Origin of the sequence: Streptomyces rubellus, from assembly GCF_036323805.1 — a bacterium.
Lineage (GTDB): Bacteria > Actinomycetota > Actinomycetes > Streptomycetales > Streptomycetaceae > Streptomyces.
Genome location: NZ_JAZDCX010000005.1, coordinates 199475 through 219393 on the forward strand (window position 1 = coordinate 199475; position 19919 = coordinate 219393).

Genomic DNA, 19919 nt, shown 5'->3' on the forward strand with positions numbered 1-19919 from the left:
CTCCGCAAACACTCCCAAACAGTGAGTGTCGGGGTGTCCGGCCGCCCCGGACCCCGCGCCCCTTCCCCGGCTGCCGGACGTACCCGCTGGTCAACGCCCTGTCGCGGCGGCCTCCCGGAACAGCCACTCGGACTTCAGCTCGGCGTATCCGGGCTTGATCACGTCATTGATCATGGCCAGCCGTTCATCAAAAGGAATGAAGGCCGACTTCATCGCATTGACGGTGAACCACTGCATGTCGTCGAGGGTGTAGCCGAACGTCTCCACCAGGTGCTCGAACTCGCGGCTCATGCCGGTGCCGCTCATCAGCCGGTTGTCGGTGTTGACCGTGACCCGGAAGCGCAGCCGCCGCAGCAGCCCGATGGGGTGCTCGGCGTACGAGGGGGCCGCCCCCGTCTGGAGGTTGGAGGTCGGGCACATCTCCAGCGGGACGCGCTTGTCCCGCACGTACGCCGCCAGCCGCCCGAGCTTCACCGAGCCGTCCTCCGCGACCTGGATGTCGTCGATGATGCGCACCCCGTGGCCGAGCCGGTCGGCGCCGCACCACTGGAGGGCCTGCCAGATCGAGGGCAGCCCGAACGCCTCCCCGGCATGGATGGTGAAGTGGTTGTTCTCGCGCTTGAGGTACTCGAAGGCGTCCAGATGACGGGTGGGCGGGTGGCCCGCCTCGGCGCCCGCGATGTCGAAGCCGACCACGCCCGCGTCCCGGTACCGGTTGGCGAGCTCGGCGATCTCCAGGGAGCGGGCGGCGTGCCGCATGGCGGTGAGCAGCACACCGACCCGGATGCGGTGCCCGGCCTCGCGGGCCCGGCGCTCGCCCTCCCGGAAGCCCTCGTTGACGGCCTCGACGACCTCCTCCAGGGTCAGCCCCCGCTCCAGGTGCTGCTCGGGCGCGTACCGCACCTCCGCGTACACCACACCGTCGGCCGCCAGGTCCTCGGCGCACTCGGCCGCGACCCGCACCAGCGCCTCGCGGGTCTGCATGACCGCGCAGGTGTGGGCGAAGGTCTCCAGATAGCGCTCCAGCGAACCGGAGTCGGCGGCCTCGCGGAACCAGGTGCCCAGCGCCTCCGGGTCGGTCTCGGGCAGACCGTCGTAACCGGTGGCGCGGGCGAGTTCGGCGACGGTGGCCGGACGGAGGCCGCCGTCGAGGTGGTCGTGCAGCAGCACCTTGGGGGCACGGCGGATCTGGTCGGCGGTGGGGACGGTGGTGACAGTCTCGCTCGTCATTGCCGCACTCTAGCGCCTACGCGCGTAGATATCATCTCGGTCCCGGTCGCCCGGCACCCCGTCCGCGCAGCGGCGTTCCCTGGAAGGTTCGATATTCAATGGTGACCGCATGACACCACCGGTACACCCGGGCTTCTGCCATGGTTCTGCCATGGCTCAGCAGGCGTTGCCGCGCCGGGACGCGCGGTTGGGGCGGGCGTTCGGCGCGGACCGGTCGGTACAGGGGGTTGTCCTGCTGCTGCCGGGGGGACAGGCCGTGAGCACCCGCCGGCGCTCCTCCCGGGCCGCGGCGGCGACGCTGCCGCTGGCCCGCCGGCTGTCCCGGGCCGGGACGGGCGAGGCGCTGGCGGCCCATGTCGTCCACTACCGCTACCGCGGCTGGAACGGCCCGGCCGCCCACCCGGTCCAGGACGCCGAGTGGGCACTGGAGCAGATCGTACGGCGCTACGGCGACGTGCCGGTGTGCCTGGCCGGCTGGGACATGGGCGCCCGGGCGGCACTGCGGGCCGCGGGCCACCCGGCCGTGGTCTCCGTCCTGGCACTGGCCCCCTGGCTGCCGGCCGGCTCCGGGGACGGCGCACCGGAGCCGGTGGAGCAGCTGACCGGGCGCACGGTGCTGCTGGTGCACGGCACGGACGACGAGCACACCGCGCCCGAACTCTCCTACCACCTGGCGGCCCGCGCCAAGAAGGGCAACCCGGACGTCTGCCGCTTCGAGGTCCACACCGACGGCCACGCCCTGCGGCAGCACCGGGCCGAGGTCGTCGCCCTGGCCGAGAACTTCGTCGTCGGCTCGCTGTGTGACCGGGACTTCGCCCGCCCGCTGGCCGACGCGCTCGCGGCCCCGCCGCCGCTGGGCCTGCGGATGCCGCTGGCCGCGGGCTTCGGCCGCTCCCTGCGCCACTGACGGCACCGCGCCGGTCACCCGCACCGCCCCCTACGCCAGCAGCCGTCCGCGCCGGCTCAGCAGGAACTTCTTGAAGGCCGCCACCGGCGGGGTGTCCGGGCGGCCCTCCACCCAGGCCACCCCGATCTCCCGCACCGCGCGCGGCTCGGTGACCGTCAGCTCCCGCACCCCCGGCCGGGCCACCGTCGGCGGCGGCAGCAGCGCCACCCCCAGCCCGGCCGCCACCAGCCCGCGCAGCGTCTCGGCCTCCTCCCCCTCGAAGGCGATCCGCGGCCGGAAGCCCGCCTCGGCGCAGAGCGCGTCGAAGATGCGGCGCAGCCCGTAGCCCGGCTCCAGGGTGATGAACGGCTCCTCCGCCGCCTCCGCCAGCCGGACGCGGCGGCGCCGGGCCAGCGGGTGGTCCTCGGGGACGGCCAGCCGCAGCCGCTGCTCGCCCAGCCGGCGGACCACCAGATCCGGCGCCTCGGGGATCGGGGAGGTCAGGCACAGGTCCAGGTCCCCGGCGCGCAGCCGCTCGACCATCGCCTCGCTGTACGTCTGGATCAACGAGAAGCGCACCCGGGGGTGGTCGGCGCGGAAGGAGCGGATCAGCCCGGGGACGGTCTCGAAGCCGAAGGTGTGCAGGAACCCGAAGGCCACCTTCCCGGTGGCCGGGTCGGCGTCGGCGCGCACCGCCTCGGCGGCCTGCTCCACCGCGCCCAGCGCGCGCTCCACCGAGGTGAGGAACGTCCGGCCGGCGGGCGTGAGCGAGACGGTGCGGCCGCGGCGGGAGAACAGGTCGACGCCCAGGTCCTCCTCCAGCCGGGCCATCGCCCGGCTGAGCGTGGACTGCGGCACCCCCAGCCCGCCCGCCGCGCGCGTCACGTGCTCATGACGGGCGACCGCCACGAACTGCGCCAGCCGCGGGGTGAGCCGGGCCGCCCAGGAGTCGTGCGTGATGGCGGGTACGGACTCGGCGGACCGGGATGTGTCCGACGTAACCCTGATGTCTTTCCTGTTGCCGTCCGGTGACACGACGCCCCTTCACCTCAGCTTATGCGTCTGTGCATGAGAATCTTCGATTTTGTGCATTGGACGCATCAGATCGTTGATCGTACGTTCGAGGTATGCCTTCCGTCGATACCGGGGCGCCCGCCCGCACGGGTGCCTCTCCGCAGCGTCCCTCCGCTCCCCGGCGGATCAACCTGGCCCTGTTCGCCATGGGCCTGGCGACCTTCGCCATGCTCTTCGCCACCCAGCCCCTGCTGCCCGCCCTGACCGCCGACCTCGGCGTGACGCCGGGCCAGGCCAGCTGGACGGTCTCCGCCGCCACCATCGGCCTCGCGGTCGCCGTCCTGCCGCTGGCCACCCTCTCGGAGCGCTTCGGGCGGCGGACGCTGATGACGGGCTCACTGGCGGTCGCGGTCGCCATCGCGCTGGCACTGCCGTTCGCGCCGAACCTGGAGACCCTGATCGCGCTGCGCGCGGTGCAGGGCGCGGCCATCGCCGGGATCCCGGCCGCGGCGACGGCGTATCTGGCCGACGAGCTGCACCCGCGGGCGCTGATCGGTGCCGTCGGGCTGTTCGTGGCGGGCAACAGCGTCGGCGGGATGACCGGCCGCGTCCTCACCGGCTGGGTGGCCGAGGGCTGGGGCTGGCGTACGGGACTGGCGGCGGTGGGCGTACTGGCCCTGGTGTGCGCGGTCGTCTACCGGCTGCTGATCCCGAGGGCACGGAACTTCGTCCCGGCCTCGGCGCGTCCCGCCGAGATGCTGCGGGTGGTGCGCGGCCACCTGTCCGACGGGCTGCTGGTGCGGCTGTACTCGCTGGGCCTGCTGTTCATGACGGTCTTCGGCGCCGTCTACACGGTGATCGGCTACCGGCTGGTGGCCGAGCCCTTCGGGCTCTCCCAGGGCCTGGTCGGCTCGGTCTTCGTGATCTACCTGGTCGGCACCGCCTCCTCGGCGGCGGCCGGCCGCCTGATCGGACGGCTGGGCCGGCGCGGCGCGCTCTACCTGGCCATCGGCACGACGGCCACCGGCCTGCTGCTGACCCTGGGCACGGACCTGACGGCCGTCCTGCTGGGCCTGGTCCTGGTCACGGCGGGCTTCTTCGCCGGGCACGCGGTGGCGTCCAGCTCCGTGAGCCGCACCGCCACCACCGGCCGGGCACAGGCGGCGGCGCTGTACCAGATGGCGTACTACCTGGGCAGCTCGCTGGGCGCCTCGCTGGGCGCGGTCGCGTACCACGCGGCGGGCTGGAGCGCGACGGTCGCCCTGACCCTGGGCGCGCTGGTGGCCGCCGCGGGGATCACGCTCTACGCCACGCGGCGCGCGCTGGCCGCGCGGCGGAGTTCCTCGCCGGTGGTGGCGCGGGGCTGAGCGCCCCCGCACCTCGTCCGGTCGAGGGCCCGCGCTCCGGTGAGCGCGGGCCCTCAACCAGCGGGGAACATGCCCGTGTCGACCGCGAAGTCGAAGGGAGCGGGGAGGTGGATCTCCTCCCCGAACCTCCCGCCCCGGAGGAGCCGGTAGGCCTTCTCCCTCGGCTCCCCGTACAGCAGCACGGTCGGGCCGCCGGGCGCCCAGGGGTCGACCAGCAGGTACAGCGGCACCCCGGCCCGGGCGCAGCCGACGGCCTTGGCGCCCCGGTCGTGGCGGGCGTTGGACGGCGAGGTGACCTCCACGACGAGCCGGGCCCGCTCCGCGGGTACGAGGTCCCCCGCCCCGTCCGGCCCGGGCTCCGGCAGGACCAGCAGGTCGGGGACGTAGATGCCGCTCCGGTCCGGTACGGAGACGGCCTGCCTCCGGCGGACCGCCCAACCCTCGGGAGTCACCTCGCACAGCGACCGCCGCACCTCGTCCACGATGAGGTCGTGGGTGTCGGAGGCCGGAGGCGCCACGGCGACGACGCCGTCGACGATCTCCGCCCGGCAGCCCTCGGGCCAGTCCATCGCCGCCCAGAGCCGGACCGCGTAGTCCCACTCGCAGACGGTCGGGCCGTACGGATCGTCCGGCGTGCAGGGCTCACACGCGACGGCGGGTTCCCCCACGGCGTTCACTCCCTTCCCCCGTACCGGCGCACCTCCTCCGATCCCAGCGCGCCGGTACGTCCGGAAGCGACCTGTTCGAGGCGCGTTCACCCGAAAGGGGACATCCTGGCCGGGGCGGTGTCCTTTCAGGCGGCGGTGGTCCGGTCGGGTGCGGCGAGCCAGACGAGCCGTGCCGTGACGCCCTCCTTCTTCACCCCGAACCACCGCACGGCCCGCTCGGGGGCCGCGAGGCTGAACCGCCGGACTCCGTCGGTGCTGACCACCTCGGCGCTTCCGTCCCCGTACGCGACCCCCCACGCGACGACGCGCCCGTCCCGCTCCCCGTCGCCCACCTCCCACGTCTGGACCACGGCGAACTGCCGGGGCGCGAGGTCGAGGACCACGGCGCGCAGCTCCTCGTCGAAGTCACCCGGGAGCGGCGCGGGTCCGCCGTGCGGCACGGCGCCGCTCAGGCCCGGATCAGCAGCATCGAGTCCGGCGGCTACCCGGTGAGCGCGGAACGCGTACGGGCCCTGGCCCACCTGTACTCGTGCACGGACCGGGCGCTCATCGACGCCCTCACGGACATGACCGGCGGCCGGACCCGGGGATGGTGGGAGGAGTACCGGGGGATCCTCCCGTTGGGAGCGCTGGATCTGGCCGAACCGGAGCACCACGCACAGTCCCGTCGCCTCGGTCATCCACGTGCCCGGGCTGCTCCAGACCAGAGACCACGCGCGGGCGGTGATCAGTGATGTCGTTCCGTCCCTGGCTCCGCACGACGTGGAGCACCGGGTTTCATACCGGATCAAAAGGCAGGCGACTCCCTACGGGGACGAGCCGACTCCGTTGACGGCGGTCGTTCACGAAGCAGCCCTCCGCATGGGTTTCGGTGGACCGGCCGTGTCCCGCGCCCAACTGGCCAAGTACCGGACTGTCACGGACCGTATGGAGGGGTGCGCTCTCACTCCGGCGAAGTCCCGTGAGCTGATGCACCGCATCGCGCAAGATCTCTGAGTAAGGAGCGAGCCGTGTCCACCCATGTCTGGCAGAAGTCCTCCTACAGCGGCGAGGCCGCCAACTGCGTCTACGTCGCTGCGGGCGACTGCCGCACGGTCAGGATGCGCGAGAGCGACGACCCGAGCACCGTCCTCACCACCACCCCAGAGGAGCTGGCAGCCTTCATACGCGCTGCCAAGGCAGGCGAGTTCGGCCGCTTCACCGAGGGCTGAGCGCTTCACGGGCTCGCGGTGCGGGTGCGGTGTCGGGTGGGGTCGGGGCCAGTCCGGGGCGACCGTTCCGGACGGCATGATTTACGGCCGTGGACGTGACACGTCCCCTTGCCCACACATTGGCCGCAGATCACGCTCGAGTGTCCGGAACGGTCGCCCCTCCCCGTCCCCTCCCGCCCGTCGTCCGGCTGCGGGCCGGCATGGGAAAGCGCCGCCTCATCGGGCAGCGATCGACCGTCGCCCGCGAAGAAGCGCGCCGGGTGAAGTCGCGGCCGGCCTCGGTCAGGGAGCGCTGCGATGGGGCAGGACAGAAGCCCCTGCCGGTCGTGATCACCGCGGTTCGGCGGGAGTTCGGCCTACGCGGGGACGTTCACCGAAGTCCGACCGTGACGACTGCCACGAGCGCCACGCGGCCGGGTGCGGTGTCAGTAGCCGCAGGAGACACCGGGGGCGGGCTCGCCCCTCACCAGTGCCGGGTGGCGATCAGCTCCTCGACGTCCGCGTCCGTGAAGCCGTAGGCCGAGGCGACGAACCAGAAGTCATCGGCGATCCTCTCCCGGGCAACCGTCTCGATCTCGCTTCCCGCCGCCTCGAACTCCGCCTCCAGCAGGTTGAACTCCTCCGTCGCGGCCTGGGTCAGCCCGTACAGGGCTGCCAGGTCCGGCGGCTGCTCGGCCTCGATCCGCCCACACAGCCGCAGCAGGATGTCCCTGCCCTTGTCTACGACGTGATCGGGGAAGTAGGCGTCCGAGTACATCTGCCGCAGAAGCACATGCTCTGCCACCTGCTGGTTCGTGATCGGCACAGCGCCTCTCCAGTCCCCCCCCGGGAACAGGTCCCCCGGAGCAGGGCAGGCCGCCACGGGTGGGCTCAGGCGGGCAGCCTCATGTCGACGACGGCACTGATCTCGACGACCTGGCCGGGGAAGGTCAGCTCGGTGACGCCGAGGACCGTGCTGGCCGGGCGGTGGTCGCCGAAGTACGCCAGGTTGCCCTCCGCCGTCGCTGCGGCGTTCCGCCGCAGGTCCACCACGTACAGGGTCTGGGAGACGACCTGGTTCCGGGTGGCGCCGTAGTGCGCCAGGACCCTGTCGAGGTTGGCATGGGTCTGCCCGAGCTGGGCGGTGAAGTCGTCCGCGTGGCGGAACTCGCCGGTCTCGTCGAGCGAGAGCTGTCCGGAGACGTGGATCAGCTCGCCGGACCTGATCGCCTGCGCGTAGCCGAAGTCGCTCTCGGCCGGCACGCCGTAGTGGAAGACATCGATGGTGGCCATGGTGGTCGCCCTTCCGGTCTGCTCTCTTGTGGTTACTCGGGAACTGTAGGAGAGTGTCAGCTGACCTGGAAGAACGCACTTTTCGGTGACTGGGGAACCTGATGGTGACCAAGCAACTGCTCAAGGGCCTGCCCGAGGACGCCGACCTGCGGCGCGCGGACTCACTGGCACGGGAGATCTTCTCGGACGTCGCCAACAAGTGGGCGCTGCTGATCATCGAGGCGCTCGGCGAGCGCACCCTGCGCTTCAGCGAACTGCGCGACGAGGTCGAGGGCGTCAGCCACAAGATGCTCACCCAGAACCTGCGCATGCTGGAGCGCAACGGCCTGGTGGACCGGAAGGTGCACCCCACCGTGCCGCCCCGGGTCGAGTACACCCTCACCGAGCCGGGCCGGGCCCTGCGCGCCACGGTCGACGCCATGTGCGACTGGACCCATCGGTACCTCGGCCACATCGAGGAAGCGCGCGGCCGTTTCGGCGCCTGACCGCCCTCACGGGTCTCCTGACGCCGGGAGACCGCGGGGTCAGCGGCAAGGCGCGTACGGTGGGCCCTCCTCCGTGCGCTGCTGCCGTTCCCCGGGATCCGGTTCGGTTTCCCGGCGGGTGCCGCAGGAGGGGCGGATCTGGTTTCCCGGGTTCCGCGCGTTCCAGTAGCCGACGACCACCAGGCGCTGATCGGCAAGAGTCACGACGTCTCCGGGGCAGGGTGTTCGACGAGCCGGAGCCACCCCTCGATGGCGTGAGGCGCGTCATGCGGCGGGACCTGGGGCGGAGGCCCGCTTGACGGTGTCCCGCCGGGTGATGGCCTCGGCCACCTGCTCGATGGCGGTCCGCAGGAGCGTGCCGTAGGCGTCCGGGGCGAGGTGTGGGGCGTGCTCCCTGGCCGCGTCGATGTGCTCGGCGGCGACGTCGAACACCCCGAGGCGGCGGTAGTCGTCGGCGAGGTTGAGGTGCAGGGACGGGTAGAAACCCGCGATGTGCAGGCCGGCGTGGTGTTCCTGTACGCGCTGCTCGGTCACGGCTCCGGCGGCGTCCAGGGCCCGGATGTCCCAGACCAGGGACCGGGCGGGATCCTCGTAGAGGTCTGCCAGGTGGTGCGCGAGGGTGCAGCGGTGCAGCGGGTCGCCGGTGACACCAACAGCGGACCAGAGGTCCAGGAGCTTCCGGCGGGCGGAGGCGGTGTCACCGGCCCGTCCTTCGGTGACGGCTCGGGCGATGGCTTCCATGGTCGGGGTGGGAGCGGCGGTCATGGCAGTGGTCCTCTTCCTCTTGCGGGATGGTCGGGTTTGACGGGCACGGCCACGGTGGTGAGATCGCCGCGGTCGGCCGAGCGGACCGTGCCGGGCTGGTCGGGGCCGCGCAGGTCGAGCAGCACATCGGGGCCGATGGCGGTGCCGACGGCTGGATAGAGCGTGGTCAGTTCGAAGGAGATCCGGAGGTCCTGTCCTGTCACGGTGGCCGGGAGCGGGAGACCGGGGTGCTCGTCACCTGTCGGCAGGACGTTCAGGTTGTGGGAAGTCACGCGCAGCGAGATCCGCTCGCCTGGCTGTTCCTCCAGAGCTCTCAGAAGCGGCTCCTTCGAGGCCGTCACACGGGTGGTGGGCTCGGGCAGCGACGCGAGCATCGACCGGTGGTCGGGGAACTCCTCCGGCAGCAGTCGGCAGTACTGGTCTCCTCGTTCCGCCATGCGCAGCCAGATCCCGTGCGGTGCCGCCTCGACTCGCACCAGCGCGCTGCGGCGGATCTCGGTGACCGCGGCCCGCAGTTCGTCGCCGTCGACCGTGCCAGTCCATGCCGTGGCCGCCGGCCCGGCGGGAACCAGGGTTCGGGTCGAGAGCCGGTAGCGGTCTGTCGCGGTCAGCGTGACCGCTTCGCGGGTCACCTCGATGTGCAGTCCGCCGAGCACCGGCAGCCCCGGTTCGCGTGCGGTCGCGGCCAGGACCTGTTCGACCGCGTCGGCCAGTACGGGCCCCTTCAGCACGGCGATCGGCAGACTCGGCACCCCGGCGAGCGACGACCTGATCACAGCGGCCCTGTCCCGTACGACTGCCGCCTCTCCAAGGACCTTCGCGACATGCTCGTCGATCAGACGGGACGCCTCGGCCGGCCCGGCGGCCAGGACCGCCTCGACCACCGTGAGAGGCATGGCGATCTCACGGAGCCGACGGAGCCCGTTCGCCCGTGCCACCTGGCCGGCGCTGTAGTAGCGGTAGCCCGAGACCGGGTCGACCCGGGCAGGAGGAAGCAGTCCACAGCCGGCGTAGAACCGCAACGCGCTCGGCGTCAGACCACTGCGTCGGGCGAAGGCGCCGATCGGCATCAACTCGGAATGCGACACCCCGCCATCGTCGGGCTTCGACCAGCTTGAAGGTCAACACCGACCCCGGTGTTCATCCTCCGGCTGCGCCACCGTCGAGCCGGACGCTCAACTGGGCCCCCACCTCCCGGAACCCGAGTGCGCGGGCGACTCGCCGGGACGGTTCCGGCCGTGCTCTCCACTGCGGCATGAGCCCCGCGTCGAGAGCGTGCGCCACGGCCGCAGAGGCCACCGCCTTCGCCAGCCCACGACCGCGGTACCCCGGCGCTGTCAGGACGGACAGGTGCGCTGTCCCTCGCGGCCAGACCTGATACCCCGCCGCGGCCACGACCTCGGCACCGTCGAGGACGACGAAAGCCGGCGACGAGATCTCGTCCAGACCGCTCTCACCGGCGTCCTCCCGCCCCGCTCCCACCAGTAGGGCCGACAGACCGGGATGATCGGCAGGCAGCCTTGCCACCGTCCGCTCCATGAGCACGGGACGGAAATCCGGGCCGGAGGCATAAGCGAGGGTGGCCGGTCCCAGCACCTCGGCGACGGGCAGGGCGACCCGAAGCACATCCGCCTGGACGAGAGCCGCAGGAGGCACCTCGACGGCGACCTCACGCAGTCGGACGGCGGCCTCGACCGTGGGTACGGTGACGATTCCCGCTCCGCCCAGTACAACGATCCCGCACCACGAGGGGGGACACAGCCTCGATCGCGGCGAGACGACCACAGCGGCAGAGCGTCCGAACTCCACAGGCACACCGGCCAGTTCCTGCCACAGCGCATGGGCACGGGCTGTCAGCGGATCGGGCGTCATGCCGGGATCCTGCCATTCACAGGACTACGGGGAAACGGCTTTCTCCGGCGGCCGACCAGCCGGGGCCGGGAGGCGAGCCGCTCCCGCCCCGTTCACCGCGAGGTTGCTCGCAGGACTCGACCCGCAGCCGGGCGACGGGCGGGAGGGGACGGGGAGGGGCGGCCGTTCCGGACACTCAAGTACGATTTGCGGCCAATGGAAGGGTGACAAAACGTGACACGGCAACGGCCGTAAACCGTACCGTCCGGAATGGTCGCCCCGGACTGGCCCCGCCCCCAGCACCCAACAGAACCCGCACCCGGGCGCAGCCCGGGCACCGCACCCCGGGAGGACCGGAAACATCACCCCGGCCCGGCACACCAGCGGGGCCCGCCCCGGAAGACGGCCGCCCCCGGCGCGGCAAGCACGGCCTTGACCTCAACCGGACTTGAGGCAGCACCCTCTTCTGCATGGACACGGACCCCACGGCGCAGGCAGCCGACATCAAGGCCATCGAGCAGGTGGTCGCCACCGTCGAGCACTCCCAGCAGCACAAGGATCCCGACGAGTTCCTCTCCCTCTTCCACCGCGACGCGGTCTGGACGACCGCCCACGGCAAGGTCCTCATCGGCCTCGACGCGGTCTCGGAGTTCACCCGCCGGGTCCTCCCCGCGGCCCACTGGGACGGCAGGGTCACCTACGAGGTGGCCCATGTGCTCTTCATCCGTCCCGACGTCGCGGCGGTCAAGGTCCGTCAGCGCTATCTGCCCCCGGGTGACGGGAGCGAGGGCGCCCCGCTGTACGTGATGGCCCGGCAGGACGACGGCCGCTGGCTGCTGACCGCCTGCCAGAACACGGTGGTCGCCCCCGGCTGACCGGACCGCCGGGCCGCGCCGCTTCGGCGGCGCGGCCCACGGTCCGTCAGCCCAGCCCCAGCCTGGCGAGGGTGTGCTCGGCCATCCGCCGCTCGCCCAGGGCGTTCGGGTGGACGGGCACCACACTGGTCCCGAAGAGCACCGGCTCGATCCAGCGGGTGCCGTACGCCTGGCAGGCGTCGTGCCCCTCGGACACCTTGGCGAAGTCCACGTAGGTGGCGCCGGCCTCCTGGGCAGCGCGCTTGATCACCGCGTTGAGGTGGGCCTGCAGGGCGCGCAGATAGGGGACGTCGCCCGAGGCGATGGGCATCTTGGCGAAGCAGGACCGGTCGGCGGTGGCCGGCATGATCCACGGGTAGCCGAGGACGGCCACCCGGGCGTTCGGCGCCTTGGCCCTGACGGCCTCGAGGGCCGCCTTCAGCGCAGGGTAGGTGCTGTCGTCGATCTTCTCGTCGAAGGTATCGCCGTACAGGTTCTTGCAGGGGCTGCCGTACCCGAGGGTGAGGGCTCCGGCCGAGCCGCAGGCCAGGATGGCGCCGATGAAGGTGTTGTTGTCGTTGCCGCCGATCGTCAGCGTCACCAGGTCGGTGCCGGCGTCCAGTGCGTCGAGCTGCGGGGCGACGCCCGGGTACTGGGCCGCGGCGAAGTCCTTGGTCTGGGCTCCGCCGCAGGTGACGTCCGTGAGCTCGGCGCCGGTGCGGTCCGCGATGACGTTCGGGTAGTTCGCCGTCGAGCGCAGGCACAGCAGCGGGGCCGAGGGATCCAGGGGCAGGACGCCCGAGCCCGCGCTGTAGCTGTCGCCGAGGGCGACGTATCTGAGGGGCTCGTCGGCGTGTGCGGCGGATCCGGTGAGGCTGAGGGCCACCGCGCTCGCGGCGGTGACGGCCATGGTGAGGGCACGGCGAAGGACACGCATCGGCATCTGGCCTCTCTTCGGGACCGGGCGCGGGGGTGCCCGGCGAAGTGCTGGGAACGGGGGATCGAGCGGCGTCGCAAGCGGGTTACCAGTGGTTACGCGCGAGTACTGACAGGTAATGTGCAGGCTGTTGGACCAGCCGTCAACAACACCGGCCGAACTTTCCGCGCGGCCCGTAAAGGGGCTGCGGGTGCGGGCGGCCCCGTGTTGGATGGGCCGCATGGTGTCCGTCGACCGGCTGGCGGCGTTCGCGGCCATGTCGTTCCTGCTGATCGTGGTCCCCGGTCCCAGCGTGCTGTTCGTGATCGGACGGGCGCTGGCACAGGGGCGCCGCGCCGCGCTGACCACGGTGGTGGGGAACACGCTCGGGGCCTGCGTGCTCGTCGTGGCCGTGGCGCTCGGCGTCGGGGCCGTCGTGGAGCGCTCGGTGCTCGTCTTCACGGTGCTCAGGCTCGCGGGTGCCGCGTATCTGGTGTACCTGGGGATCAGGACGGTACGGGAACGGGGCTCGCTGCGGGCCTCGTTCGCCGGCGACGCCCCCGCGCGAGGCGGTCTGCACACGATGTGGGAGGGGTTCGCGGTCGGGGTGGCCAACCCCAAGACCATCGTGTTCTTCGCCGCCGTGCTGCCCCAGTTCGCCGACCGGGGGCAGGGACACGTCACGGCTCAACTGCTCCTGCTCGGGCTGGTGTTCAATGTGATCGCGGTCGTCTGCGACAGCGTGTGGGGGCTGCTGGCGGCCACCGCGCGGGGCTGGTTCGCCCGCTCGCCGAAGCGGCTCGCCATGGTCGGCGGGGTCGGCGGGTTCACGATGATCGGTCTCGGCGTCACCGTCGCCGCGACGGGCCGCAAGGAGTAGTCGCGGCCCGGACCGGACCCGGCTCCCGTGGTCGGCAACGTCACCGGCCGGGAGACTGCCGCATCGTGCACAGGAAACCGCGGCCCGGGCGGCGGCAGGATGCCGCGTATGACCAGTCCTCCGGAAGTGATCTGCCGTTTCCAGCGGAGAGGCGTCCTGTGGTCCCTCGCCGCGCTCGGAGCCGCCGGGACGGTCCCGGGCGCGGTGCACACGGCGTACCGGGGCCCGGACGTGTTGTGGCTGGTCGTCGGTCTGCTGTCCGCGCTGCTGGGCATCTGGTTCCTCCACTGGGCGACCGCGCGGGTGCGCGCCGACGCGTACGGCCTGCGCTCCTGGACGCTGCTGCGCCGCCGGAGCGTGCCGTGGTCCGACATCGCCGATCTGCGCCTGCGGCTGAGACGCGGGGGAAGCAACGGGTCCTCGCAGGTCCTCCGCGTCGACCTGCTGCTGCGCGACGGACGCAGGTGGCTCCTGTCCGTGCCGCAGGGTTCGTCCCTCGACAGGCGGGACTTCGACGCGAAGCTGGCCGCGCTCCGCGCGCTGCACCGCCTGCACGGCGCCCCTGAGCCGGGCCACCTCCCCGTCATCTCGCACCGCGCCGCCGGGGGCGGCCGGGTCCTGTCCCTGGCCCTGTGCGTGCTGCTGCTCATGGGCGCGGGACTGGCCGCGTGGTTCGTACCGAAAGCGGAGTCGGAGGAACGGGCATGGCAGTCGGCCGTCCCGTGCGCCGCCGGCGAGCGCGGCGACTGCCTGACCACCCTGCCGGCCGTGATCGAGCGGACCGAGGTCAACCGGACCAGGCGGAGCAGCCGGCTGTACTTCACCGACGGCCGCCCGCAGGAGCGGATCGCGGTCTCCCGGGAGGACGCCCTGGAGTTCCGGCCCGGTGACGCCGTCGAGCTGACCCTGTGGCGCGGCGGGATCAGGGAGGTCGCCGGGGAGCGCCGGGTGTGGCGCGAGCACCTCACCCCCGCCGGGGACCTGGCCGTCATCGCGGCCGCGTGCGTCCTCGCCGCGGGTTACCCCGGCGCCCTGGTGCTGCTGCGCCTGCGCGGACGCCGGCTGCCCGACGACGCGGTCCTCCCGTCGGCCCTTCCGTTCGCGGGCGCACTCGCCGGTACCGCCCTGTGGCTGCTGCCGCTCTGCCACCTCCACCCCACGGCCCCGCCCGCCTCCCCGGCGGCGATCACCTGGGCGGCCGCGGGCTCGCTCGTCTCACTGGCCCTCTTCGCCTGGGCCTGGCGCGCCACCCGCGTCCGTACGCCCCGAGTGGCCGGGGAGCCCGCCGGGGAGGAGGTGTTCCTGGCCGCCCGCTTCCTGGAGCACACCGACTACAACCCGTACGGCTTCGGCACCCATGTCGTCCTCGGCGGCGGCCCGCCCGCGGTGGTGCCCCACCCAGGCCCGGGCCGGTTCGCGGCGAGACGGATACCGGTGGAACGGCTCACCCTGAGGGACGTACGGCGCGTGCGGGGCGGCGACGGCGACACCGTCCCCAGAAGCTGGCACGTCGCCGAACTCGACGACGCGGGCGGGACGGTCCGCCTCGCCGCCGCACCGTCCGACCTGGCCCGCGTCCTCCGCGAGCTGGAGTCCCGCCCCGAAAGGACTTGCGGTGCGCCGGGACCGGCCGGAAGCTGAGGCCATGCAGCTGACCCACCTCGGCCTGCCGGTGCGCGACGAGCGGCGCAGCCTGCGCTTCTACGGCGAGTACTTCGGGTTCGACCCGTCCGGCGCCCGGCGGTACGGGGACGGCACGGTGATCGTCCGCGACGCCGCCGGTTTCGACCTCGCCCTGCACCCGGTGCGGGGCGGGACCGGACCGCTGCCCGAGTTCCTGCACTTCGGCTTCCGGCTGTCCGGCCCGGCAGCGGTGAGGGCACTGCTCGACCGGCTCACCGCCGACGGCGTCGAGATCGTCGAGCACTTCGAGGAGCCCGGCCACGTGTCCTTCAAGTGCCTGGACCCGGACGGCCACCGGGTCGAGGCGTACTGGGAGCCGCCCGTACCGGACTAGGACCCGTCTGCCGGCGCTCCCCGGCCGAGCTCCGCGAGGTGCGGAGCTCGGGACGGACACGGGCAGGACCCGCTGGAGGCCCTGTCTCAGGGGCGGTTCGCTCTGCCGTCGAGCCAGAGTGTGTCCGACTCGTCCCGGTGGGTTCCGCCTGTTCCGACGTGCCTGCCGGAGATCTTCGCGCCGTTCCTGATGACGTGCACGAGCGCCATCCCGTGCCCGCGCCCCAGACCGTAGTCCTGCTTGAGCCACCCCAGGACGGTGCCGGCCTTCGTGTCCGGCCTGTCATATCCGCGCTCCCTCGCGAGCGCGACGAACTGACGCGGCGTCAGGCCCGTCTTGTCCTCGATCTTGTCCAGATACGCCTGGAAGGACATGCCCTCTCCCTCTTCCCTGCCGTCCGTGCCGGCGGAACCCGCCGACCGGAATGAAGTACGCCCGTGAACCGCAGCCCACGCCTGTCTCTCGACGCCCGGAGCGGGACGTGATGCCCGACTCGCGCGGCGGAGCCCCCGGCCGTACGGCCCTCAGGGCTTCGGCTGGGTGAAGCGGAGGTTGTTGCCGAAGGGGTCGCGGAGGCCGCAGTCGATTCCGTACGGGCGCTCGGTGGGCTCCTGGGTGAACTCCACGCCCCGGCTCAGCAGCGTCTCGTAGGTCTTGCGGCAGTCGTCCGTGCCGAGGATGAGCCAGCCGCCCATCGCGCCCTTGGTCACCAGTTCGCGGACCTGCTCCGCCGTCTCCTCGGACATCGCCGGCGGACCCGGCCTCTCCAGCAGGACCTGGCGCTCGGGGTGGCCGGGGACGCTGACGGTCAGCCAGCGCATGAAGCCCAGCTGGATGTCGGTGTTGACCTCCAGACCGAGCTTGCCGACGTAGAAGTCGAGGGCCTCGTCCTGGTCGAGGACGTAGATCTGCGAGTGCGTGATGGCGTTGAACATGTGCACCACGCTACTGAGCGGGCCGGACGAAAACTTATCCGAAACTGCTCAGCTCGCACTCGGCCGGGTCCACGCCATCGTGAAGCACGTCGGCACGCCCGCGGCCGTCGTCTCCCTGCGGTACTCCCTCGGCGACCGGCCGACGATGTCGCGGAACGTGCGGCTGAAGGTCCCCGTGCTGCCGAAGCCGACCTCGAAGCAGATGTCCGTCACACTGCGGTCGGTCTCCCGCAGCAGGAACATCGCCCGCTCGACACGGCGGCGCTGCAGGTAGCGGTGCGGCGTCTCACCGAAGACGGCCCGGAAGGTCCGGATGAAGTGCGCCGGTGACACATGGGCGATCCGGGCCAGGGCCGGGACGTCCAGCGGCTGGGCGTAGGCGCGGTCCATCGCGTCCCGGGCCCGGAGCATGCGGCGATTGGTCTCTTCCGTGGCGCGGCTCACGGCTCCATCACACCACGGCAGGCACTTACCCGGCTCCGGTGCGCCGCCCGCCTTCCGGGGCGTGGCCCGCGGGGACTCAAGCCCGCAGCCGGGGGACGGCGGGAGGGGACGGGGAGGGGCGGGTGCTCCGGACACTCAAGCGTTATTCGCGGCCAGTGAGCGGCTCAGGAAACGTGACACGGCCACGGCCGTAACCAATGCCGTCCGGAGCACCCGCCCCTCCCCGCCCGCACCCCGCCCCCTCAGCGGGGACCGGCGCACCCCGGCCCCCGCCACACGGCCGGACCTCAGCCCGTGAAGTTGACGTCGCTGCAGAAGTAGTACGACTGGTCGGCGTGGGCGGCCTGCCAGACCGTGTAGACGACGTGGTGCCCGCTGCGGCCGGGAGCGCTCACACTGATCGGGGTCGTGGGACTGGTGGGAATGTTCCGGACCTCGTTCACCAGTTCCAGATCGCTCCAGCGCAGCCGCTGGGTCTTCGGGTCGAAGCCCTGCCTCGTCACATAGACCCGGATGTAGACGGCCCCGTGCGAGGAGTGGTCGCGCAGGTTCATCGTGAAGCTGCTGGGCCGGTCGACGGTCTTCCAGGCGCCCGGGGTGTCCAGGGCCGCGTAGCGGCCGCCCGCGGTCATGCCGCCGCTGCACAGCTGCCCGTCGGGCACGGCCGCCTGGTGGTTGCCGCCGACGCCGTCGCGCAGCAGGCCGTTCCAGTTCCACATGGCGCTGGGGTCGGCCTGCCATGCCTGGTGGCACATCGGGTCCTCGGTGGCCATCTCCGGTGCCTGCCAGTTGCCGGACCAGCGTTCGTAGCAGCCGAACTGGCGGGCGGGCGGGTCGCTGATCGAGCCGTGTGCGGAGGCGTTGCCCGGGGCGAGGGCCAGGAGCAGTCCCAGCGAGGTTCCCAGGACCGCCGCTGCCCGTCCGACAGTGGACTTGCGGATGGAGAGCATCTGTACCGCCAATCTCCGTGGGGGGATGACATGGACCTGCCACCAACGACGCGCGGCGACCGAAGGTCCAGTACCTATGGGAGCGCTCCCAATCCGCAAGGTAACAAAGCCGACCCCCGCTGTGAAGCCCCGCCCGACGGACGGGATCCCGTCCCGGCGCCCCGCACCGGGAGGCCGAAAAGCGCCGCCCGCAACCGGCAGAATCGGCCGGCCGCCGGACCGGCCGCGCCGCCCCGCTCCTGCGCAATGCGAGTGGACCGCCGCACAGCCGACATTTCCCGGCCCGGCACCTCACGGGAGACGGAGAAAAGCGGACAACCTTGGATCCAGTCGCACTGAATATTGCAGAGTGTTCGGTTCACTTCTACTGTGGGAGCGCTCCCATTTCCACATGCCGGTACCTGCCCCCGGTTCTCCCCCACGACTCTCCCGGGGTCCGCATGTCCTCTTCCCCCCACATCCCCACGCCCGCCCTCACGCGCGGCCGTCCCCCCGCCTCACCGGCGCTCCCGCCGACAGCGGCCGGCACCGGCGGACCGCACGGCCGGCTCGCATGATCCGCGGCACCCCGGCCGGCGGCCGTGCGGTGTCCTGCCCGGACGCCAACGACGCCCGCCGCCCCCGGCGCATACGGTGGCCACGGCTCCGCACCGCGCGAACAGGCAGTCGATCCCGCCCCAGAAGGAGCAGCTCATGCGCAACTCGCCCGGTGTGAGCCGGAGGACGATGCTGGCGGCCCTCGCCGCGGGTGCGGTGGGCGGCACCGGTGTCCTCGCCGACGCCGGCACCGCCCACGCCCATACCCGTGCCGTCTCCGCCGCCCCGGTACGGGTCATGCCGCTCGGTGACTCGATCACCGACGGTCTGACCGTGCCGGGCGGCTACCGCATCGACCTGTGGCAGAAGCTCGTGGCGGACGGCTACGAGATCGACTTCGTCGGCTCCATGGCCAACGGCCCGAGCAGCCTCGGCGACCGTGACCACGAGGGCCACTCGGGCTGGACCATCGCCCAGATCGACGCGAGCATCGACGGCTGGCTCCAGGCGTACGAGCCCGGCACGGTCCTGCTGCACATCGGCACCAACGACATGTACCGCCAGGATCCCGGCGGGGCGCCGGGCCGGCTCTCCGCGCTGATCGACCGCATCACCGGCCGGCTGCCCGGGGTGGAGCTCCTCGTGGCGACGATCATCCCCCTGCCCTTCGCCGACGCGAACGTCCGGGCGTACAACGCGGCGATCCCCGGCATCGTGCGGAGCAAGGCGGAGGCCGGCCGGCGTGTGCACCTGGTGGAGATGTACGGCGCGCTGACGGCCGCCGACCTGGCCGACGGCGTACACCCCAACGCCACCGGCTACAGCAAGATGGCGGCCGTCTGGTACGACGCGCTGCTGTCGGTACCGGGCAGCCTCGGCCTCACCCCGGAAGGCGGCGGCAGGCGCGCAGGGTGAGCAGGGCGGTGAGGGTCGCGCCCGGGCGGGCCGCCACCTCGGCGGCGGGGGCCGCTTCGCCCGGGGGATCGGCCGACCGCCCTCCTCCCGCCGCCCGGCGGCCAGGCACCGCGGACCGCGGTCCGGTTCCGTGTCGGTGAACCAGGCACGGGCGAGGCTCTCCGGGTGCGGGACGAGATCGTGCGGCAGGTGGTACTCGCCGGGTGCGTAGCCCGGGGTGGGCGACACGTCCTCCGGGTGCCGGGGGTCAAGGAGGACGAGGTGTCGGTCCCGCACCAGTTCGCCCAGACGTACCGCCTGCCGCACCCCCCGGTTGCGGTCCGGGGCCACGTCGAGGAACTCGACGACGGCTCGGGCCTCGTACGGGTGGGTCAGCCGCAGCCCCTCGACGGCACGGCGGCAGAAGTCCGCCGCGCCGGCCGGCCAGGGGTGCCGCACCCCGGCGCGGGGCAGCGGGGCGACCGCCGGGGCGGTGGCCGGCAGTTGCCCGGCGGGCCGCTCCGGGACGGACAGCCAGGGCGGGTGCGGATACGGGCGCAGACTGGGCAGGACGGCGGGCACCCCGCCGTCCGGGGCGGTGTGCTCCGCCGGCCAGTCGCAGATCCGTCCGGCCCGGGGGCCGGACAGCGCGCCCGTCTCCGCCAGGACCCGCAGGGCCGCGCCCAGCGGGACCGGCTGGCTCGCGGGGCCCGTACGTCGGGTTCCAGCCCGTAGGCGTATCC

The 19919-nt window shown here is 72.5% G+C and carries 25 protein-coding genes; 10 read left to right on the plus strand and 15 right to left on the minus strand.

Translation table 11 applies throughout. The features are described 5' to 3' along the window. Positions 1-90 precede the first annotated feature (90 nt). A complete protein-coding gene (locus tag V1L54_RS08000) occupies positions 91-1230 on the minus strand; it encodes an adenosine deaminase (RefSeq protein ID WP_330117182.1) in 1140 nt (379 codons plus the stop codon). 151 nt (positions 1231-1381) lie between these two features. On the opposite strand from V1L54_RS08000, the gene V1L54_RS08005 reads away from it, so the two are divergent. Further along, positions 1382-2137 carry an alpha/beta hydrolase gene (locus V1L54_RS08005; protein WP_330117183.1) on the plus strand — a complete coding sequence of 252 codons (756 nt, stop codon included), beginning with the start codon at positions 1382-1384 and terminating at the stop codon, positions 2135-2137. Positions 2138-2167: 30 nt separating this feature from the next. Here the strand turns inward: V1L54_RS08005 and V1L54_RS08010 are convergent, their stop codons facing one another. Continuing rightward, positions 2168-3076: a LysR family transcriptional regulator gene (locus V1L54_RS08010; RefSeq protein WP_330117276.1), complete on the minus strand. Its 909-nt coding sequence runs from the start codon at positions 3074-3076 to the stop codon at positions 2168-2170. A 167-nt stretch (positions 3077-3243) separates the two neighbouring features. Between V1L54_RS08010 and V1L54_RS08015 the strand changes: the two genes are divergently transcribed. Then, the gene (locus tag V1L54_RS08015) at positions 3244-4497 is read left to right on the plus strand and encodes an MFS transporter (protein ID WP_330117184.1); all 1254 of its coding nucleotides are present in this window, start codon (positions 3244-3246) and stop codon (positions 4495-4497) included. A 53-nt stretch (positions 4498-4550) separates the two neighbouring features. Here V1L54_RS08015 and V1L54_RS08020 read toward each other — a convergent pair whose 3' ends face one another. Both V1L54_RS08020 and V1L54_RS08025 read right to left on the minus strand, forming a co-directional pair. Further along, positions 4551-5165 (minus strand): Uma2 family endonuclease, encoded by a 615-nt coding sequence (locus tag V1L54_RS08020; RefSeq protein ID WP_330117185.1) that lies wholly within the window; start codon positions 5163-5165, stop codon positions 4551-4553. A gap of 125 nt (positions 5166-5290) precedes the next feature. Continuing rightward, positions 5291-5686 carry a hypothetical protein gene (locus tag V1L54_RS08025; RefSeq protein WP_330117186.1) on the minus strand — a complete coding sequence of 132 codons (396 nt, stop codon included), beginning with the start codon at positions 5684-5686 and terminating at the stop codon, positions 5291-5293. Positions 5687-5888: 202 nt separating this feature from the next. Between V1L54_RS08025 and V1L54_RS29440 the strand changes: the two genes are divergently transcribed. Continuing rightward, entirely contained in the window at positions 5889-6161 is a 273-nt protein-coding gene (locus V1L54_RS29440) for a Scr1 family TA system antitoxin-like transcriptional regulator (protein ID WP_443076532.1), read from the plus strand. A gap of 14 nt (positions 6162-6175) precedes the next feature. Further along, positions 6176-6376 (plus strand): DUF397 domain-containing protein, encoded by a 201-nt coding sequence (locus V1L54_RS08035; RefSeq protein WP_330117187.1) that lies wholly within the window; start codon positions 6176-6178, stop codon positions 6374-6376. Positions 6377-6839: 463 nt separating this feature from the next. Here the strand turns inward: V1L54_RS08035 and V1L54_RS08040 are convergent, their stop codons facing one another. Both V1L54_RS08040 and V1L54_RS08045 read right to left on the minus strand, forming a co-directional pair. After that, a complete protein-coding gene (locus V1L54_RS08040) occupies positions 6840-7181 on the minus strand; it encodes a DUF5713 family protein (protein WP_330117188.1) in 342 nt (113 codons plus the stop codon). 65 nt (positions 7182-7246) lie between these two features. Beyond that, on the minus strand, positions 7247-7648 hold the full coding sequence (locus V1L54_RS08045) for a RidA family protein (RefSeq protein ID WP_330117189.1): 402 nt from the start codon (positions 7646-7648) through the stop codon (positions 7247-7249). A gap of 101 nt (positions 7649-7749) precedes the next feature. On the opposite strand from V1L54_RS08045, the gene V1L54_RS08050 reads away from it, so the two are divergent. After that, positions 7750-8133: a winged helix-turn-helix transcriptional regulator gene (locus V1L54_RS08050; protein ID WP_330117190.1), complete on the plus strand. Its 384-nt coding sequence runs from the start codon at positions 7750-7752 to the stop codon at positions 8131-8133. Between the two features lie 39 nt (positions 8134-8172). Here V1L54_RS08050 and V1L54_RS08055 read toward each other — a convergent pair whose 3' ends face one another. Genes V1L54_RS08055 through V1L54_RS08070 form a run of 4 tightly spaced genes read right to left on the minus strand, consistent with a single transcriptional unit; the run spans position 8173 to position 10770 of the window. Then, positions 8173-8337, minus strand: a complete 165-nt coding sequence (locus tag V1L54_RS08055) for a hypothetical protein (protein ID WP_330117191.1) — start codon at positions 8335-8337, stop codon at positions 8173-8175. Positions 8338-8397: 60 nt separating this feature from the next. Next, positions 8398-8898 (minus strand): hypothetical protein, encoded by a 501-nt coding sequence (locus V1L54_RS08060; RefSeq protein WP_330117192.1) that lies wholly within the window; start codon positions 8896-8898, stop codon positions 8398-8400. Further along, complete coding sequence (locus V1L54_RS08065) at positions 8895-9986, minus strand: DNA polymerase III subunit beta family protein (RefSeq protein WP_330117193.1); 1092 nt, start codon at positions 9984-9986, stop codon at positions 8895-8897. Before V1L54_RS08065 ends, V1L54_RS08060 begins: the two co-directional genes overlap by 4 nt. 52 nt (positions 9987-10038) lie before the next feature. Next, the gene (locus V1L54_RS08070) at positions 10039-10770 is read right to left on the minus strand and encodes a GNAT family N-acetyltransferase (protein ID WP_330117194.1); all 732 of its coding nucleotides are present in this window, start codon (positions 10768-10770) and stop codon (positions 10039-10041) included. Positions 10771-11219: 449 nt separating this feature from the next. Here V1L54_RS08070 and V1L54_RS08075 point away from each other — a divergent pair, with 449 nt between their 5' ends. Next, entirely contained in the window at positions 11220-11624 is a 405-nt protein-coding gene (locus tag V1L54_RS08075) for an SgcJ/EcaC family oxidoreductase (protein ID WP_330117195.1), read from the plus strand. A 46-nt stretch (positions 11625-11670) separates the two neighbouring features. On the opposite strand, the gene V1L54_RS08080 is transcribed toward V1L54_RS08075, so the two are convergent. Further along, positions 11671-12546: an SGNH/GDSL hydrolase family protein gene (locus tag V1L54_RS08080; RefSeq protein ID WP_330117196.1), complete on the minus strand. Its 876-nt coding sequence runs from the start codon at positions 12544-12546 to the stop codon at positions 11671-11673. Positions 12547-12760: 214 nt separating this feature from the next. Between V1L54_RS08080 and V1L54_RS08085 the strand changes: the two genes are divergently transcribed. The 3 genes from V1L54_RS08085 (at position 12761) to V1L54_RS08095 (ending at position 15416) form a co-directional block, all read left to right on the plus strand. Beyond that, positions 12761-13399, plus strand: coding sequence for a LysE family translocator (locus V1L54_RS08085; RefSeq protein ID WP_330117197.1), 639 nt, complete (start codon positions 12761-12763; stop codon positions 13397-13399). A 108-nt stretch (positions 13400-13507) separates the two neighbouring features. Next, positions 13508-15040, plus strand: a complete 1533-nt coding sequence (locus tag V1L54_RS08090) for a PH domain-containing protein (protein ID WP_330117198.1) — start codon at positions 13508-13510, stop codon at positions 15038-15040. Between the two features lie 4 nt (positions 15041-15044). Beyond that, positions 15045-15416 (plus strand): VOC family protein, encoded by a 372-nt coding sequence (locus V1L54_RS08095; RefSeq protein WP_330117199.1) that lies wholly within the window; start codon positions 15045-15047, stop codon positions 15414-15416. Positions 15417-15502: 86 nt separating this feature from the next. Here V1L54_RS08095 and V1L54_RS08100 read toward each other — a convergent pair whose 3' ends face one another. From V1L54_RS08100 to V1L54_RS08115, 4 genes are all read right to left on the minus strand, one after another. Further along, positions 15503-15790 carry a DUF4287 domain-containing protein gene (locus V1L54_RS08100; protein ID WP_330117200.1) on the minus strand — a complete coding sequence of 96 codons (288 nt, stop codon included), beginning with the start codon at positions 15788-15790 and terminating at the stop codon, positions 15503-15505. A 150-nt stretch (positions 15791-15940) separates the two neighbouring features. Further along, positions 15941-16351, minus strand: a complete 411-nt coding sequence (locus V1L54_RS08105) for a VOC family protein (protein ID WP_330117201.1) — start codon at positions 16349-16351, stop codon at positions 15941-15943. 48 nt (positions 16352-16399) lie between these two features. Then, positions 16400-16795 carry a helix-turn-helix domain-containing protein gene (locus V1L54_RS08110; protein WP_330117202.1) on the minus strand — a complete coding sequence of 132 codons (396 nt, stop codon included), beginning with the start codon at positions 16793-16795 and terminating at the stop codon, positions 16400-16402. Positions 16796-17082: 287 nt separating this feature from the next. Beyond that, the gene (locus V1L54_RS08115; protein ID WP_330117203.1) at positions 17083-17745 is read right to left on the minus strand and encodes a lytic polysaccharide monooxygenase auxiliary activity family 9 protein; all 663 of its coding nucleotides are present in this window, start codon (positions 17743-17745) and stop codon (positions 17083-17085) included. Positions 17746-18438: 693 nt separating this feature from the next. Between V1L54_RS08115 and V1L54_RS08120 the strand changes: the two genes are divergently transcribed. Then, positions 18439-19197, plus strand: coding sequence for an SGNH/GDSL hydrolase family protein (locus V1L54_RS08120; RefSeq protein ID WP_330117204.1), 759 nt, complete (start codon positions 18439-18441; stop codon positions 19195-19197). The last annotated feature ends 722 nt before the right edge of the window (positions 19198-19919 follow it).

Coding starts and splice junctions, on each gene's coding strand:
- V1L54_RS08085 (WP_330117197.1), top strand. CDS start 12,761: ATGGTGTCCGTCGACCGGCTGGCGGCGTTCGCGGCCATGTCGTTCCTG.
- V1L54_RS08045 (WP_330117189.1), bottom strand. CDS start 7,648: ATGGCCACCATCGATGTCTTCCACTACGGCGTGCCGGCCGAGAGCGAC.
- V1L54_RS08005 (WP_330117183.1), top strand. CDS start 1,382: ATGGCTCAGCAGGCGTTGCCGCGCCGGGACGCGCGGTTGGGGCGGGCG.
- V1L54_RS08095 (WP_330117199.1), top strand. CDS start 15,045: ATGCAGCTGACCCACCTCGGCCTGCCGGTGCGCGACGAGCGGCGCAGC.
- V1L54_RS08090 (WP_330117198.1), top strand. CDS start 13,508: ATGACCAGTCCTCCGGAAGTGATCTGCCGTTTCCAGCGGAGAGGCGTC.
- V1L54_RS08000 (WP_330117182.1), bottom strand. CDS start 1,230: ATGACGAGCGAGACTGTCACCACCGTCCCCACCGCCGACCAGATCCGC.
- V1L54_RS08100 (WP_330117200.1), bottom strand. CDS start 15,790: ATGTCCTTCCAGGCGTATCTGGACAAGATCGAGGACAAGACGGGCCTG.
- V1L54_RS08105 (WP_330117201.1), bottom strand. CDS start 16,351: ATGTTCAACGCCATCACGCACTCGCAGATCTACGTCCTCGACCAGGAC.
- V1L54_RS08060 (WP_330117192.1), bottom strand. CDS start 8,898: ATGACCGCCGCTCCCACCCCGACCATGGAAGCCATCGCCCGAGCCGTC.
- V1L54_RS08075 (WP_330117195.1), top strand. CDS start 11,220: ATGGACACGGACCCCACGGCGCAGGCAGCCGACATCAAGGCCATCGAG.
- V1L54_RS08080 (WP_330117196.1), bottom strand. CDS start 12,546: ATGCCGATGCGTGTCCTTCGCCGTGCCCTCACCATGGCCGTCACCGCC.
- V1L54_RS08015 (WP_330117184.1), top strand. CDS start 3,244: ATGCCTTCCGTCGATACCGGGGCGCCCGCCCGCACGGGTGCCTCTCCG.
- V1L54_RS08115 (WP_330117203.1), bottom strand. CDS start 17,745: ATGCTCTCCATCCGCAAGTCCACTGTCGGACGGGCAGCGGCGGTCCTG.
- V1L54_RS08050 (WP_330117190.1), top strand. CDS start 7,750: ATGGTGACCAAGCAACTGCTCAAGGGCCTGCCCGAGGACGCCGACCTG.
- V1L54_RS08120 (WP_330117204.1), top strand. CDS start 18,439: ATGCGCAACTCGCCCGGTGTGAGCCGGAGGACGATGCTGGCGGCCCTC.
- V1L54_RS08070 (WP_330117194.1), bottom strand. CDS start 10,770: ATGACGCCCGATCCGCTGACAGCCCGTGCCCATGCGCTGTGGCAGGAA.